Source organism: Streptomyces sp. NEAU-sy36 (assembly GCF_013423905.1).
Taxonomy (GTDB): Bacteria; Actinomycetota; Actinomycetes; order Streptomycetales; family Streptomycetaceae; genus Streptomyces; species Streptomyces misionensis.
Window position 1 is genome coordinate 2,059,810 of the sequence record NZ_CP058977.1, and the last position, 15,020, is coordinate 2,074,829.

At 74.0% G+C, this 15,020-nt stretch carries 17 protein-coding genes; 10 read left to right on the forward strand and 7 right to left on the reverse strand.

The window, feature by feature from the left end; all coding sequences use genetic code 11:
• Positions 1-19 precede the first annotated feature (19 nt).
• Genes HZZ00_RS09375 through hmgA form a run of 3 tightly spaced genes read right to left on the reverse strand, consistent with a single transcriptional unit; the run spans position 20 to position 3,305 of the window.
• The gene (locus tag HZZ00_RS09375) at positions 20-1,174 is read right to left on the reverse strand and encodes a type ISP restriction/modification enzyme (protein ID WP_180331765.1); all 1,155 of its coding nucleotides are present in this window, start codon (positions 1,172-1,174) and stop codon (positions 20-22) included.
• 26 nt (positions 1,175-1,200) lie between these two features.
• Positions 1,201-1,950, reverse strand: coding sequence for a GntR family transcriptional regulator (locus HZZ00_RS09380; RefSeq protein WP_180331766.1), 750 nt, complete (start codon positions 1,948-1,950; stop codon positions 1,201-1,203).
• A gap of 44 nt (positions 1,951-1,994) precedes the next feature.
• A complete protein-coding gene (gene hmgA / locus HZZ00_RS09385; protein ID WP_180331767.1) occupies positions 1,995-3,305 on the reverse strand; it encodes a homogentisate 1,2-dioxygenase in 1,311 nt (436 codons plus the stop codon).
• A 194-nt stretch (positions 3,306-3,499) separates the two neighbouring features.
• Between hmgA and HZZ00_RS09390 the strand changes: the two genes are divergently transcribed.
• The 6 genes from HZZ00_RS09390 (at position 3,500) to HZZ00_RS09415 (ending at position 9,120) form a co-directional block, all read left to right on the forward strand.
• A complete protein-coding gene (locus HZZ00_RS09390) occupies positions 3,500-4,072 on the forward strand; it encodes a hypothetical protein (RefSeq protein WP_180331768.1) in 573 nt (190 codons plus the stop codon).
• An 82-nt stretch (positions 4,073-4,154) separates the two neighbouring features.
• Positions 4,155-4,772, forward strand: coding sequence for a TetR/AcrR family transcriptional regulator (locus HZZ00_RS09395; RefSeq protein ID WP_180331769.1), 618 nt, complete (start codon positions 4,155-4,157; stop codon positions 4,770-4,772).
• A 451-nt stretch (positions 4,773-5,223) separates the two neighbouring features.
• Positions 5,224-5,892 (forward strand): hypothetical protein, encoded by a 669-nt coding sequence (locus HZZ00_RS09400; RefSeq protein ID WP_074991905.1) that lies wholly within the window; start codon positions 5,224-5,226, stop codon positions 5,890-5,892.
• A complete protein-coding gene (locus HZZ00_RS09405) occupies positions 5,879-6,541 on the forward strand; it encodes a class F sortase (protein WP_180331770.1) in 663 nt (220 codons plus the stop codon). Before HZZ00_RS09400 ends, HZZ00_RS09405 begins: the two co-directional genes overlap by 14 nt.
• 89 nt (positions 6,542-6,630) lie before the next feature.
• Positions 6,631-8,022: an aldehyde dehydrogenase family protein gene (locus HZZ00_RS09410; RefSeq protein ID WP_180331771.1), complete on the forward strand. Its 1,392-nt coding sequence runs from the start codon at positions 6,631-6,633 to the stop codon at positions 8,020-8,022.
• Positions 8,023-8,037: 15 nt separating this feature from the next.
• Positions 8,038-9,120 carry a Zn-dependent alcohol dehydrogenase gene (locus HZZ00_RS09415; protein WP_180331772.1) on the forward strand — a complete coding sequence of 361 codons (1,083 nt, stop codon included), beginning with the start codon at positions 8,038-8,040 and terminating at the stop codon, positions 9,118-9,120.
• A 23-nt stretch (positions 9,121-9,143) separates the two neighbouring features.
• Here HZZ00_RS09415 and HZZ00_RS09420 read toward each other — a convergent pair whose 3' ends face one another.
• Both HZZ00_RS09420 and HZZ00_RS09425 read right to left on the reverse strand, forming a co-directional pair.
• Complete coding sequence (locus tag HZZ00_RS09420; protein WP_180331773.1) at positions 9,144-9,857, reverse strand: helix-turn-helix transcriptional regulator; 714 nt, start codon at positions 9,855-9,857, stop codon at positions 9,144-9,146.
• A gap of 50 nt (positions 9,858-9,907) precedes the next feature.
• Positions 9,908-10,549 (reverse strand): TetR/AcrR family transcriptional regulator, encoded by a 642-nt coding sequence (locus HZZ00_RS09425; RefSeq protein WP_180331774.1) that lies wholly within the window; start codon positions 10,547-10,549, stop codon positions 9,908-9,910.
• Between the two features lie 67 nt (positions 10,550-10,616).
• Here HZZ00_RS09425 and HZZ00_RS09430 point away from each other — a divergent pair, with 67 nt between their 5' ends.
• The 3 genes from HZZ00_RS09430 (at position 10,617) to HZZ00_RS09440 (ending at position 12,835) form a co-directional block, all read left to right on the forward strand.
• Positions 10,617-11,768: an acyl-CoA dehydrogenase family protein gene (locus tag HZZ00_RS09430; RefSeq protein ID WP_180333440.1), complete on the forward strand. Its 1,152-nt coding sequence runs from the start codon at positions 10,617-10,619 to the stop codon at positions 11,766-11,768.
• 61 nt (positions 11,769-11,829) lie between these two features.
• Complete coding sequence (locus HZZ00_RS09435; RefSeq protein WP_070027918.1) at positions 11,830-12,120, forward strand: YiaA/YiaB family inner membrane protein; 291 nt, start codon at positions 11,830-11,832, stop codon at positions 12,118-12,120.
• 91 nt (positions 12,121-12,211) lie between these two features.
• A complete protein-coding gene (locus tag HZZ00_RS09440) occupies positions 12,212-12,835 on the forward strand; it encodes a TetR/AcrR family transcriptional regulator (RefSeq protein ID WP_180331775.1) in 624 nt (207 codons plus the stop codon).
• A 10-nt stretch (positions 12,836-12,845) separates the two neighbouring features.
• On the opposite strand, the gene HZZ00_RS09445 is transcribed toward HZZ00_RS09440, so the two are convergent.
• Positions 12,846-13,307 (reverse strand): MaoC family dehydratase, encoded by a 462-nt coding sequence (locus HZZ00_RS09445; RefSeq protein WP_180331776.1) that lies wholly within the window; start codon positions 13,305-13,307, stop codon positions 12,846-12,848.
• Positions 13,308-13,400: 93 nt separating this feature from the next.
• Here HZZ00_RS09445 and soxR point away from each other — a divergent pair, with 93 nt between their 5' ends.
• Positions 13,401-13,868, forward strand: coding sequence for a redox-sensitive transcriptional activator SoxR (gene soxR, locus HZZ00_RS09450; protein WP_180331777.1), 468 nt, complete (start codon positions 13,401-13,403; stop codon positions 13,866-13,868).
• Positions 13,869-13,910: 42 nt separating this feature from the next.
• Here soxR and HZZ00_RS09455 read toward each other — a convergent pair whose 3' ends face one another.
• The gene (locus tag HZZ00_RS09455) at positions 13,911-14,978 is read right to left on the reverse strand and encodes an RNA ligase (ATP) (RefSeq protein ID WP_180331778.1); all 1,068 of its coding nucleotides are present in this window, start codon (positions 14,976-14,978) and stop codon (positions 13,911-13,913) included.
• Positions 14,979-15,020: the final 42 nt, after the last annotated feature.

A 15,020-nucleotide genomic window follows, 5' to 3' on the forward strand; every position in this document is an offset into this window, starting at 1 on the left:
GGGATCCCGCCCGCGGCCGCTACAGCAGGGCGAACTGCCCTTCCGGGCCCTCCTCGGGGAGGTCCAGTACCGAGGCGGGCAGGCGGGCGGCCCGCGGCGGCGGCAGGACGCCCGCCCGGCGCAGGTCCGCCGCCGTGATCGCGGACGGCCCCGACCCGACTCCGCGCGGACGCAGTTCGGCCAGCAGTGCCAGGACCGTGATCAGCTCCAGCAGCTCCGAGGTCCACGGCTGGGGCCATGTCGCCGGGCCGATCGCCGCCAGTGTGCCGGGGGCGGCCGAAGCCGTGCGCGCGGCGAACCACGCTTCCAGGACGCGGCTGCCGTTCAGCTCGTACTCCCAGGCCGCCGCGGGGACGGGGGAGACGCGGCCCTCGTCCAGGTGGAGGGTCTCCTCCTCGGGGTCGTAGCGCAGGGTGCGGGGGCGCGGCGGCAGGGGCGCGCGGACGTAGGGGCGGCGGCCGCCGGGCAGCTTGGGGCGCTCGCCGTCGCGGCGCATCAGCCAGAGCGTGCGCCGGCCCAGCTCCACACCGGACGACCAGAGCCGGGGATCGTCGGTCAGGGGGACCGTGTGCCCGGGGCGCACGGCGGCGAGGACCCAGGCCAGGAGGTCGAGCGGGGCGACCCGCAGGCCCAGGCGGTCCGAGAGGAGGTCCAGCAGACCGGGGGCCAGGTTGGGTTCCGAGCCCCCGGGGCGGCGGTACAGGGGGTGGACGCGGCCGGTGCGCAGGAGGGGCAGGAGGGAGGCCGCCAGGACCGGGTGCCGCTCGTCGGGGGTCGTCACGGCGAAGACCTGGTGGGCGTCCGCCACGCGCCACAGCTCCGGGCGGGCCGCGTCCAGCAGCCGGTGGTCCGGGATCAGCCACTGCTCGTCGAAGGGGCCCGCGAGGACGCGTACCGGCTCCGCGCAGGGGCCCTCCGCGCGGGCCAGGCGCCGGGTGCCGGCGGCCCGGCCGGGCAACTGGGGCACGGCCGAGTGCAGGGTGCGGGCCCTGGTCGGCTCGAACAGCGCCTCGCGGTCCGGGAGTCCGGCCTTCAGCAGCGCGTCCCAGCGGGCCTTCAGGGAGGCGGGGTCGGGCGCCGTCGGCCAGGCGCGGCCCGGCCGCAGCGGTGCGACGGACCACGGCATGAGGTCCGCCAGCAGCGGAGCGTCGTCGTCGTACGGCACGCTGGGCATCGTACGGTCCCAGGGCACCGGCCGGGTCAGGTGGCGTCCAGGGTCACCGTGAAGGAGAAGCGGTCGCCCCGGTAGTGGATCACCGCCACGTCCAGCACCTGGCCGGCGGTGTCGTAGGTGACGCCCGTGTAGTGCAGGATCGGGCTGAGCAGCGGGACCTGGAGGAGGCGGGCGGTCTCCGGGTCGGCGAGCCGGGCCTCCACGGTGTCCGTGATCCGGGAGATGTCCGCCTTGACGACGTCCCGCAGCACCTTCGTCATCGGCCAGCGCAGCAGATCGTCCGGGTCGATCCGCGCGGCCAGTTCGGGGCGTACGTGGTTCACCGCGTGGTTGGTCGGCTCGCCGGTCTTCTCGTCGCTGCGCAGCCGGTGGTACGCGGCCACCTCCGTGAGCCCCGGGAAGCAGTCGACGAGCCCGCCCGGCACCGGCGCCGGACCGTGGCTCAGCAGCTTCGTGGTCATCCCGGACTGCTGGGCCACGATGGCGTCCACCGAGCCCAGCAGCCGCACCGGGGCGCCGCGCCGGGCATCGGGTTCGATGAACGTGCCGCGCCGCCGGTGCCGGCTGATCAGCCCCTCGTCCTCCAGTTCCTTCAGCGCCTGCCGCATGGTCAGCACGCTCACCCCGTAGTGCTCCGCCAGCCGTTCCTCGGTGGGCAGGCGCAGCGGGTCGGCGGGCGAGCGGCCCAGTATCGAGGCGCGCAGCGACTGCGACACCTGATACCAGAGCGGGAGCTTGCGGTTCAGGACGATCGAGTCCGGGGCGAAGGAGGTCACGCTGATATCCGTACCGTTCGGGAGCAACGGGCGCAACACGCGTGTCACACGCGGAAGTTGCGCTCCAGGCCGTGCCACACGTCGTCGTAGCGCCGCTGGAGGTGGTCGGCGCGGGCCGCGTGCGGGGTGAGCGTCACCGGCCAGCGGGTCTCGAACATGAAGGCGAGGCCGTCGTCGATCTTCTGCGGTTTCAGCTCGGCCGCGCTGGCCTTGTCGAACGTCTCCCGGTCCGGGCCGTGGGCCGACATCATGTTGTGCAGCGAGCCGCCGCCCGGCACGAAGCCCTCCGCCTTCGCGTCGTAGGCGCCCTCGATCAGGCCCATGTACTCGCTCATCACGTTCCGGTGGAAGTACGGCGGCCGGAAGGTGTCCTCGCCCACCAGCCAGCGCGGCGCGAAGACGACGAAGTCGACGCCGGCCAGGCCGGGGGTGTCCGAGGGGGAGGTCAGGACCGTGAAGATGGAGGGGTCCGGGTGGTCGTAGGAGATGGTGCCGATCACATTGAAGCGGCGCAGGTCGTAGACGTACGGCACATGGTTGCCGTGCCACGCCACCACGTCGAGCGGCGAGTGGTCGTACGTCGCCGTCCAGAGGTTGCCGCAGAACTTGTTCACCACCTCCACCGGGCCCTCGGTCTCCTCGTACGCGGCGACCGGCGCGCGGAAGTCCCGTGCGTTGGCGAGGCCGTTGGCGCCGATCGGGCCGAGGTCGGGCAGCCGGAACGGGGCGCCGTAGTTCTCGCAGACGTACCCGCGCGCGGAGTCGTCCAGCAGTTCCACCCGAAAGCGCACCCCGCGCGGGATCAGCGCCACGTGCGCGGGCTCCACGTGCAGCCGCCCGAACTCCGTGTGCAGCAGCAGCCCGCCGTGCTCGGGCACGATCAGCAACTCCCCGTCGGCGTCGGAGAAGACGCGCTCCATGGAGGTGTCGGCGTGGTACAGGTGCACGGCCATGCCCGTGCGCTGGGTCGCGTCGCCGTTGCCGCCGAGCGTCCACAGGCCCGCGACGAAGTCGGTCCCGGCGGCGGGCGCCGGCAGCGGGTTCCAGCGCAGCCGGTTGGGGTCGGGCACGGTCTCGGTGAACGGCGCCGTGCGGATCGACCCGTTGGCGGTCCGGGTGAACGCCGGGTGCGCGGCCGACGGGCGGATCCGGTACAGCCACGAGCGGCGGTTGTGGGCGCGCGGCTCGGTGAACGCCGATCCGCTGAGCTGCTCCGCGTACAGGCCGAGCGGTGCGCGCTGCGGCGCGTTGCGGCCCTCGGGCAGCGCGCCCGGCACCGCCTCCGAGGCGTGCTCGTTGCCGAACCCGGTCAGGTACGACAGTCCCTCGGCCGTCTTCCGCGCGTCCCCGCTCATGGTCGCCCCCACGCTCCTTCGCGCCACTGAGTACACCCATTCATTCCTATGCCACACCGTAGGATTACGCGGGGTGCCGCGCAAGGGGGCGGGCCGTCTTCGCGTCCGATCCCTGCCCTCGTCCCTCCGTGGTGCGCGGGGAACCAGACCTCGGACGGATTCCCGGCCGGGCCCCGGTGTTCTACGCTCCGGGCATGTCGTGGACGAAGGGGACCCGGAGACGGCTCGCCGCGCTCGCGGTGGGCCTCGTGTTCGCAACGGCGGGCTGCGCGGGGGGCGGCACGGCGCACGCGGGCGGGGCGAGCGGGGAGGCGGTGTCGCCCTCGCCGGTCGGCAAGGTGCTGCCCGGCACCGACGACGCGGGCCGCCACCTGCGCGAGGCCGGCGGCAGGGACGCACCCAAGGTCGCCGTGGAGGTCACCCCGGACTCCGCCGACGGCTGGGACGTACGCCTGACCTTCCGCCACTTCCGGGTCTCCACCCCCGGCGCGCGGCCCACCGCGGTGACCGGGCGCGGGCTCGCCTGCCTCTTCGTGGACGGCCGGCGCGTCGCCCGGCTGCGCGGCCCCCGCTACCGCCTGCCCGCCCGGCTCGTCCCGCACGGCACGCACCACGTCACCGCCCGGCTGTACGCCGACGACGGCACGGTGTGGGCCGTGCACGGCAAGCCGGTCCAGAGCACCGCCGACATAACGGTGTCGGACACCCGGCCGCCTGCCTCGCCCCGGCCGTCCACCGCGAACACGGCCCCGGTGACCGGCGGCTGAGCGCCCGGGGACGCGGCCGAGTGGCATGCGCGCCTCTCCGTACCCTGGGACGAGGTTCACCGGACCCCGGCGGAAAGGCATCATGAAGCCCGTGCCCCACGCGACCTCGCTCCGCCGCGCCCCCGTCCAGCGGCGCAGCGCCGAACGGCTGGCCAGGATCCTCGACGCCTGCGCCGAACTCCTCGACGAAGTGGGCTACGACGGCCTGAGCACCCGGGCCGTCGCGGTGCGCGCCGGCGTGCCCATCGGCTCCGTCTACCGGTTCTTCGGCAACAAGCGGCAGATGGCCGACGCCCTGGCCCAGCGCAACTTGGAACTGTTCGTCGAGCACGTCACGGGGCGGCTGGAGCGGGCCGGCGCGGGGGACTGGCGCGTGGCGATGGACGCCGTCCTGGACGAGTACCTGGCGATGAAGCGCACCGCGCCCGGCTTCTCCCTGGTCGACTTCGGCAACCAGATCCCGGTCGGCGCTCGCCAGACCGAGCCCAACAGCCGGGTCGCGGACCGGCTTTCGGACCTGCTGGCCGGTTATCTCGACCGCACCCCCGACGACGAACTGCGCCGGGCCTTCCTGGTCGCCGTGGAGAGCGCGGACAGCCTCGTCCAACTGGCCTTCCGGCTCGACCCGGAGGGCGACGAGGCGATCATCCACGAGACGCGCGAGCTGCTGCGGGCGTATCTCGGGCGGTTGCTCGACTGAGCGGCAGGCACGGGAGCGGTGGGGTCGGGCCACGGCGCCCGTGCCGTCCCGCGGCCGCTCAAGCCCGCGCCCGGGAGGCGGAGTTGCCGCCCGGTCCTCGTTGGCGCGAGGAGGCGCCCGCGTCGTGGTCGCGCGCGGTGCGGAGGGCGGCGGCCGGCGCCGCGGCCGTCCCGGCATCCGCTGGCGCGCGCCGTCACCGCCCCGGCGCCGGCACCGGGCGACCGCGCGACGGCGGTCTCCTCGACCCGCCGTCGGGGAGGCGCGGTCCTCGACGGCGTTCCCCGTCGGGCCGCCGTCGGCCTCCCGGCGAGGGCGCCGACGGGCGCGTTGCGCCGCCAGGGGGATATCTCACGGCGCGCCGGGCGCCGCTGCCGTCGGCCGCCGAGTGCATTGGGCAGAGTCCAGACGAGATCGATTTGTATGAAAATCGTCTGACTCGGAGGAAATGCGCATGCCCACCCGTACGTTCCCACGCACCGCCGGCACCCGCGCCGGTGCCACCGTCGTCCTGACCGCACTCGCCGCGGCGGGCGCGTCGTGGGTGGCGGCACCGACCGCCATGGCCCAGGGGGAGAACGGCGACATCAGAGTCCACCGAGTCGGCACACCCTTCGGCGTCTCGAAGGACGACCCGACGGTGTGCAGGTTCTACCTCGACGCGGTCAACTTCGACGTGCTCCCCGTCATCGCCTACACCATCACCCCCCAGCCCCCGCTGCCCACGGCCGCCACCGTCACCGGCACCATCCAGCTCGCCGGCGGCGCCGGGCACACCGACCCGCTGGGCCTCGCCGACGGCCAGTACCGGATCACCTGGGCGGTGGCCGGCGCGCTCAAGGAGAAGGTGTTCCGGGTCAACTGCCACGAGAACGGCGCCCCGGGCGCGCCCGGCCAGATCGAGGACCACCCGCAGCAACAGCAGCACAACGACGCCTCCTGGGGCCAGGGCGGCGGCGACCACAGCGGCCCGCAGGGCGGGGTGCACGCCGGTGGCGGCGGTCTCATCGACACCGCGGCCGCGTTCTCCCCGGTCGGCGCCGCCGCCGCGGTCGGCCTGGTCGCGGTGGGCTCCGTCGTGTACTTCCGGCTGAACCGCCGGCGGCCCCATGGCGCGGCGTAGGCGCCGACGCAGGCCCTGGTACCGGACCCGTGCCTACCGCCTCACCAGGACGGTCGTGCTCACGGCCGTCCTGGTGACGCTGATCGGCCGGTGCGGGGACGACGGCGCCCCGGACCGCACGGGCGTCGCGGCCGCGGGGGCGCGACCGGCCGGCGCCGACGGACGGGGCGCGCCGGACACCGCCCGCCCGCTGCCCCGGTCCCGGCCCACCTCCGTGCGCATCCCCTCCCTCGGGATCGACGCCCCGGTCACCGGGGTGCGGCTCGACCGCGACCGGCAGCTGGAGACACCGCCCTTCGACCGGCCGAAGGCCGTCGGCTGGTACGAGGGCGGCGCGACCCCGGGCGAGGCGGGCACCGCGATCGCCGTGGGCCACCGCGACACCCCGACCGGGCCGGCGGTGTTCGCCTCCCTTCCGCACATCAGGCCCGGCAAGCAGATCGAGGCCCGGCGCGCGGACGGCCGCACCGCCGTCTACACCGTCGACCGGGTGCAGGTCTTCGACAAGTCCGGCTTCCCCGACAAGGAGGTGTACGGCCGCTCCCGCCGCCCCGAGCTGCGCGTGCTCACCTGCGGGGGCCTGTACAGCAGGCGTACCGGCTACACGAGCAACGTGGTGGTGTTCGCCCACCTCACCGCGACCCGGTGAGGCCCGCCCCCGGTGCGTGTCTGGCGCCGGAAAACTATCGCCGCTAGTTTGGGCGGGGTCCAGTGGGACGAACGCCGGGAGGAAGCGGTATGCAGGCACACGACGGTCTCTACATCGACGGAGCATGGCGCCCCGCCGGGCACCCGGACGACGTGATCGAGGTCGTGAATCCCGCCGACGAGCAGGTCATCGCCCGGGTCCCGGCCGCCGGTGTCGCGGATGTGGACACCACCGTGCGCGCGGCCCGCGCCGCCCTGCCCGGCTGGGCCGCCACCCCGCCCGCCGTGCGCGCGGCCCGGCTGTCCGCCCTGCGGGACGTCCTGGCGGCCCGCAAGGACGAGATCGCCGAGACGGTCACCGCCGAACTGGGCGCGCCGCTCGCCTTCTCGCAGGCGGTGCACGCGGGCGTGCCCATCGCGGTCGCCGGGTCCTACGCCGAACTGGCCGCGAGTCGCCCCTTCGAGGAGAGGGTCGGCAACTCCACCGTCCTGCACGAGCCCGTCGGCGTGGTGGGCGCGATCACCCCCTGGAACTACCCGCTCCACCAGATCGTCGCCAAGGTCGCCCCGGCGCTCGCCGCGGGCTGCACCGTGGTCCTCAAGCCCGCCGAGGACACCCCGCTCACCGCCCAGCTGTTCGCCGAGGCGGTGCACGAAGCGGGCGTGCCCGCGGGCGTGTTCAACCTGGTCACCGGCCTCGGGCCGGTCGCCGGGCAGGCGCTCGCCGAGCACCCGGACGTGGACCTTGTCTCCTTCACCGGCTCCACCGCGGTCGGCCGCCGGATCGGCGCGCTGGCCGGCGGGGCGGTGAAGCGGGTCGCCCTCGAACTCGGCGGCAAGTCCGCCAACGTGATCCTGCCGAGCGCCGACCTCGCCAGGGCGGTGAACGTCGGCGTCGCCAACGTCATGAACAACTCCGGCCAGACGTGCAGCGCCTGGACCCGGATGCTGGTCCACCGCGACCGGTACGCGCAGGCCGTCGAGCTGGCCGGGGCCGCCGCCGCCAAGTACGGCGACCGCATCGGGCCGGTGGTCAGCGCCAGGCAGCGCGACCGGGTGCGCGGTTACATCGAGAAGGGCGTCGCCGAGGGTGCCCGGCTGGTCGTCGGCGGCCCCGAGTCCCCCCGTGACAAGGGCTACTTCGTCAGCCCGACCGTCTTCGCCGACGTCACACCGGAGATGACGATCGCACAGGAGGAGATCTTCGGCCCGGTGCTGTGCGTCCTGCCCTACACCGACGAGGAGGACGCCCTGCGCATCGCCAACGGCACGGTGTACGGTCTGGCCGGTGCCGTCTGGGCGGGTGACGAGGCCGAGGCCGTGGCCTTCGCCCGGCGGATGGAGACCGGGCAGGTCGACATCAACGGCGGCCGGTTCAACCCGCTGGCCCCGTTCGGCGGTTACAAGCAGTCCGGGGTCGGCCGGGAACTCGGCAGCCACGGCCTCGACGAGTACCTCCAGACCAAGTCCTTCCAGTTCTGAGGGAGTCCACCCGACATGGCCGTACGAGCCGCTGTCCTGCCCGCCGTCGGCGCGCCCCTGGAGATAACCGGCATCGAGCTGCCCGACCCGGGCCCCGGCCAGGTCCGGGTCCGCCTCGCGGCCGCCGGGGTGTGCCACTCCGACCTGTCCCTGGCCGACGGCGTGATGCGCGTGCCGGTCCCCGCGGTCCTCGGGCACGAGGGCGCGGGCACGGTGGTCGCCGTGGGCGAGGGCGTCACCCATGTCTCGCCCGGCGCGCCCGTCGTCCTCAACTGGGCGCCCTCCTGCGGCGACTGCCACGCCTGCGGGCTCGGCGAGGTCTGGCTGTGCGCCAACGCCCTCAACGGCTCCGCCGAGGTGTACGCCCGCACCGCCGACGGCACCGAGCTGCATCCCGGCCTGACCGTGGCCGCGTTCGCCGAGGAGACCGTCGTCCCGGCGGGGGCCGTGCTGCCGCTGCCCGAGGGCGTGCCGCTGACGGACGCCGCGCTCCTCGGCTGCGCCGTGCTCACCGGGTACGGCGCCGTCCACCACAGCGCCCGGGTCCGCCCCGGTGAGACCGTCGCCGTGTTCGGCGCGGGCGGGGTGGGGCTCGCCACCCTCCAGTCGGCGCGGATCGCGGGCGCGGCCCGGATCGTCGCCGTCGACGTCACCCCCGAGAAGGAAGCCCTGGCCCGCGCGGCCGGCGCCACCGACTACGTCCTCGCCTCGGCCGCCACCCCGCGCGAGATCCGCGCGCTCACCGGCGACCAGGGCGTGGACGTCGCCATCGAGTGCGCCGGGCGCGCGGTCAGCATCCGCGCGGCCTGGGAGTCCACCCGGCGGGGCGGCCGCACGACGGTCGTCGGCATCGGCGGCAAGGACCAGCAGGTCACCTTCAACGCCCTGGAACTCTTCCACTGGGGCCGCACGCTCTCCGGCTGCGTCTACGGCAACAGCGATCCGGCCCGTGACCTCCCGGTCCTCGCGGACCACGTCCGTACGGGCCGGCTGGACCTGTCGGCCCTGGTCACCGAGCGGATCGGCCTGGAGGACATCCCGCGGGCCTTCGAGAACATGCGGGTGGGGAAGGGCGGCCGGGCGCTGGTCGTGTTCTGACCGGCGCGGGCGGCGCGCGGGAGTCAGCGCAGCGCGTCCGCCGGGACGCCGAGCAGCGCGGACAGCTCGCGCTCGCCCGTCCCCGTCACCCGGACCGCCCGCTCGCTCCCGATCCGCTCGCACCATCCCGCCTCCAGCGCGTGCCGGCACAGCGCCGCCCCCGCCACCCCGGCCAGGTGGGGCCGGCGCTCGGTCCAGTCGAGGCAGGCCCGGGCCAGCGGGCGGCGCCCGCCGCCGTCCAGCTCGATGCCCGCGGCGGCGAACCACGCCAGCCCCGCCTCCGTCAGCGCGAAACCCGTGTCCTGCCGCAGCAGTCCCCGCGTGGTCAGCGCGTCCGTGAGCGTGATGCCGAGCCGCCCGGCGAGATGGTCGTAACAGGTACGGCCCCGCGCCATCGCCGACCCGGCGCTCGCCTCGCGCAGGGTGCGCACGGGCCGCCCCCGCGCCGGGGGCAGCTGCGCCGCGAGGTCCTCGACCAGCGTCGCCACCCGTGCGTCGGCCAGCCGTACGTACCGGTGCCGGCCCTGCCGCTCCTGCGCGAGCAGCCCGCCCGCGACGAGCTTGCCCAGATGCTCGCTCAGCGTGGACGCGGCGACCCCGGCATGCCGGGCCAGCTCGCCCGCCGTCCAGGCCCGGCCGTCCAGCAGCGCCAGCAGACACGCGGCCCGTGTCTCGTCCGCGATCAGAGCGGCCAGTGCCGCGAGCCCGGCCGCCTGGGGATCCTTCGTCCTGCCCATGCCGTCAAGGATGCGCCGGGCACCCTTCGGCCGGCACCGAAGGGTCCGGGCTACGAGCCACGCCGGATCAGCTCGTACTGCTGCGCCAGCCCGTCGAGCAGCGCGGTCAGCCCCGTCTCGAACGCCCGCTCGTCGATCTTCTCCTGCTGTTCGGCGAGCAGATGGGCCTGCCCGAGGTGCGGGTAGTCGGCCGGGTCGTACGCGCTGGCATCGTCCACGAAGCCGCCGGCGAAGGAGCCGAGCGCCGAGCCCATGATGAAGTACCGCATCAGCGCGCCGATGGACGTGGCCTGCGCCGGCGGCCAGCCCGCGTCGACCATCGCGCCGTACGCCGCGTCGGCCACCCGCAGCGCGGCCGGCCGGCGCCCGGGGCCGCGGGCGAGCACCGGGACGATGTTGGGGTGGGCGCGCAGGGCGGCCCGGTAGGAGACGGCCCAGTCGTGCAGCGCGGTCCGCCACGCGCGGCCGTCCTCGAACATCGACAGGTCGACCAGCGCGCTCACCGAGTCGGCGACCGCCTCCAGGATCTCGTCCTTGGTGCGGAAGTGGTTGTACAGCGAGGGCCCGCTCACCCCGAGTTCGGCGGCGAGCCGGCGGGTGGAGACGGCGGCCAGGCCCTCCCGGTCCACGAGTTCCCGGGCCGTCTGGACGATCCGGTCGGTGCTGAGCAGGGGCTTGCGCGGTCGGGCCATGGCGCACATAGTAGGGCTGCGGCTGTAAACTAGCACTGCTAATTTAAATGTGTGGGGTGATCGCGTGGTGAACCTGGAGCTGAGCGAGGAGCAGGCCGCCGTACGGCGGCTCGCGCGGGACTTCGTGGCGCGTGAGATCGCCCCGCACGTGGTCGCCTGGGACCGCGCCGAGGAGGTCGACCGGGGCATCGTGAAGAAGCTCGGCGACGTCGGCTTCCTGGGGCTGACCGTCCCCGAGGAGTACGGCGGCTCCGGCGGCGACCATCTCGCCTACTGCCTGGTCACCGAGGAGCTGGGCCGCGGTGACTCCTCGGTGCGCGGCATCGTGTCCGTCTCCCTCGGTCTCGTCGCCAAGACGATCGCCGCCTGGGGGGACGAGGAGCAGAAGCGGCGCTGGCTGCCGGGGCTCACCGCGGGCGAGTACGTCGGCTGCTTCGGTCTCACCGAGCCCGGCACCGGCTCCGACGCGGGCAACCTCACCACCCGGGCGGTGCGCGACGGGGACGAGTACGTCGTCAACGGCACCAAGATGTTCATCACCAACGGGACGTGGGCGGACGTGGTCCTGCTCTTCGCCCGCTCCACCGACGCCCCCGGCCACAAGGGTGTGAGCGCCTTCCTGGTGCCCACCGACACGCCCGGCCTGAGCCGCCGCGCCATCCACGGCAAGCTCGGCCTGCGCGGCCAGGCCACCGCCGAACTCGTCCTGGAGGACGTGCGCGTGCCCGCCTCCGCGATGCTGGGCCCGGAGGGCAAGGGCTTCTCGGTGGCCATGTCCGCGCTCGCCAAGGGGCGCATGTCGGTCGCGGCGGGCTGCGTCGGCATAGCCCAGGCCGCGCTGGACGCGGCCGTCGCCTACGCGGGGGAGCGCGAGCAGTTCGGCGGCCCGATCGCCCGGCACCAGCTGGTGCAGGAGCTGATCAGCGACATCGCCGTGGACGTGGACGCGGCCCGGCTGCTGACCTGGCGGGTCGCCGATCTGATCGACCGGGGCGAGCCGTTCGCCGTGGAGTCCTCCAAGGCCAAGCTGTTCGCCTCCGAGGCCGCCGTCCGCGCCGCCAACAACGCGCTCCAGGTCTTCGGCGGCTACGGCTACATCGACGAGTACCCGGCCGGCAAACTCCTGCGCGACGCCCGGGTGATGACCCTCTACGAGGGCACCAGCCAGATCCAGAAGCTCCTCATCGGCCGTTCCCTGACCGGGATCTCGGCGTTCTGAGTATCCGGCCTGAGTAGCCGAGCGGATGTGGCGCGGGCCACGTCCGCCGATGCTGTCGGTCATGAGTGACACACCGGTCAAGCAGCAGAGCACGGCCGCCTTCTACGGTCAGGCCGTCGCGTCCTTCGCGATCGCCATGGTGGCCACCTCCATCGGCATCTTCCGGCTGAACGCCGACGCCTGGGTGCGGGCCTTCCTGGCCATCGCCGTCCTGTACCTCGTCACCTCCGCCTTCACCCTCGCCAAGGTGATCCGGGACCGGCAGGAGGCCGGGCAGATCGTCAGCCGGGTCGACCAGGCCCGGCTGGACCGGCTGCTCGCGGAGCACGACCCCTTCGCCGAGAAGCTCTGACCCGCCACGGCCCCTGGGCTGCTGCACTAAGCGCTCGCTCACCGTCGGCGGTATGGTGGTGCTCCTGTCACCGAGAGGGGCTTGTGAAGCGATGAGTACGGCGGAGGAGACGACCGGCGGCGAGGCCGAGCCGTGGGAAGAGGTCACCCCTGACGCGGCCCGGCGGCTGCTGGTCGCCGCCGTGGAGGCCTTCGCCGAGCGCGGCTACCACGCGACGACGACCCGGGACATCGCGGGCCGCGCCGGCATGAGCCCGGCCGCGCTCTACATCCACTACAAGACCAAGGAAGAGCTGCTCCACCGGATCAGCCGCATCGGCCACGACAAGGCGCTGGACATCCTGCGCACGGCGGCCGGCCGCGAGGGCAGCGCCAAGGAGCGGCTGGCCGACGCGGTCAGCTCCTTCGTCCGCTGGCACGCGGGGCGGCGCACCACCGCCCGGGTGGTGCAGTACGAGCTGGACGCCCTCGGTCCCGAGGCCCGCGCGGAGATCCTGGCGCTGCGCCGACAGGTCGACGCCGAGGTGCGCGGGATCATCGAGGACGGTGTCGCCGCGGGCGAGTTCGACGTGCTCGACGTCCAGGGCACCACGCTCGCCGTGCTGTCGCTCTGCATCGACGTGGCCCGCTGGTTCAACATCGACGGGCCACGGACGCCCGAGCAGGTCGGCGAGCTGTACGCCGACCTGGTGCTGCGGATGGTCGGGGCGAAATAGACCCCGGACGCTACAGGTAGTACCGGGACACCGACTCCGCGACGCACACCGGCTTGTCCCCGCCCTCGCGCTCCACGGTGAAGGCGACGGTCACCTGGACGCCGCCGGTGACGTCCTCGACCCCGGTGATCGTCGCGGTGGCGCGCAGCCGGGAGCCGACGGGCACGGGGGCGGGGAAGCGGACCTTGTTCGTCCCGTAGTTGACGCCCATCTTCACGCCCTCGACCGCCATCAGCTGCGGCCCGAAGAGGGGCAGCAGGGAGAGGGTGAGGTAGCCGTGCGCGATGGTCGTGCCGAACGGCCCGGCGGCGGCCTTCTCCGGGTCCACATGGATCCACTGGTGGTCCCCGGTGGCCTCGGCGAACAGATCGATCCGCTTCTGGTCCACCTCCACCCAGTCGGTGTGTCCCAGCTGCTCGCCCACGGCCGCCTTCAGCTCGGCGGGGGAGGTGAAGATCCTCGGTTCTGCCATGTTCCCGGCCTCTCGCTCGCATTCCTAAGCAACTGCTTAGCATGGTCGGGGGCGGAGACGATGTCAACGGGACCGTTCACTAGGCTGTGCGGGGTGCCCCAGATTCCCGAGAAGATCCATGAGCTGACCGTCGGCCAGTTGTCCGCGCGCAGCGGCGCCGCCGTCTCCGCGCTGCACTTCTACGAGGCCAAGGGCCTGATCAGCAGCCGCCGCACCAGCGGCAACCAACGGCGCTTCAGCCGTGACACCCTGCGCCGGGTGGCCTTCATCCGCGCGGCCCAGCGGGTCGGCATCCCGCTCGCCACCATCCGCTCGGCGCTCGCCGAACTGCCGGAGGAGCGGACGCCGACGCGGGAGGACTGGGCGCGGCTGTCGCAGGCGTGGCGCTCCGAACTCGACGAGCGCATCACCCAGCTCAACCGCCTCCGCGACCACCTGACCGACTGCATCGGCTGCGGCTGCCTGTCCCTGGACACCTGTGTGCTGTCCAACCCGGACGACGCCTTCGGGGAGCGGCGCGCGGGCTCGCGGCTGATGACGGAGCGCCCGCGGGGGAAGTGACGGGGGCCCGCGCGAAGGGGGCGGGCCCCGCGCCCGGCCGGCTCACTCGTACTCCGTGCCGCCCTTGCGGGTCAGGTACGCCGCGCTCACCGCCTTGGCGATCGCCCGGCCCCCGGTCACCGCGCTGTACCGCTCGGTCCGGGGCCGTATCACCACACCCTCGCGCAGATGCAGCTCCCGCCCGGACACCGTCTCCCGGCCGCTCGCGACCGACAGCACCCGCTCGATGTCGTACGGCCCCTCGTACAGCCGGGGCACCACCGGCAGCTCGCCCTCCAGCAGCGCGGCCGCGTCCAGCCAGCGCACGGCGCCGTCGATCTCGGCGCAGACGTCGAACGCCGCGTAGCCCAGGGTGTCGCGCCGGCCGTCCGCGCCGTACGTCAGGTCCTGCACCCCCGCGCCGTACACCTCGCCGAAGACGCCGACGCGCCGCGCCCCGAGCCGCTCGGCCAGCCGGGCGGCGGCCGCCGCGACGCCGTGTCCGCGCACCGCCCGCCAGTACAGGTTGCGCGGGTCCTCCTTCAGGGCGAGGGACCTGGCGCCGAAACCCTTGGACGAGACGTACACCCGGTCCTGGTCGGCCACGTACGTCAGCAGGCACGCCGAGCCGTGCAGCTTCTCCGTCAGCACCACGGGCTCGCCCGGCGCGAAGACGTCCGGGTAGCGCTGGATGTTCTCGATGTCGACCCAGGGCAGCAGCTCGGGCGCCGGCTCCACCTCGCCGTTCATCGTGGGCGGGATCGGCGGTACCCATTTGGTGATGCCCAGCCGCTCCGCGAAGTCCGTGCCCGCGGCCGCCGCGGCGGCCAGGTCCACCCCGGCGAGCGCCTTGGGCCGGCACACGATCCCCTGCGACAGCTCGCCCCGCAGCCGCACCGCCCTGACCCGGTTCGCGGCACCGCCCGCCAGCCGCCCGGTCAGCCCCAGCTCCTCGATCAGCCCGTCCGGCAGCACGGCCTGCTCGGGGATGTAGACGGCCGCCTCCCCGGTCCGGAACACACCCTTGGCGACCACGGCCCGGTACAGCCCCACCTGGGCCAGCTCCAGCGCGTCCGCGTTCGGATGCTCATGGACGGTCAGCACCTCGGCGGTCACCCGCAGCGTGGACATGAAAAGCCCCCCGTTCGTCGGTCTCCGGCTCCAACGCCCCTC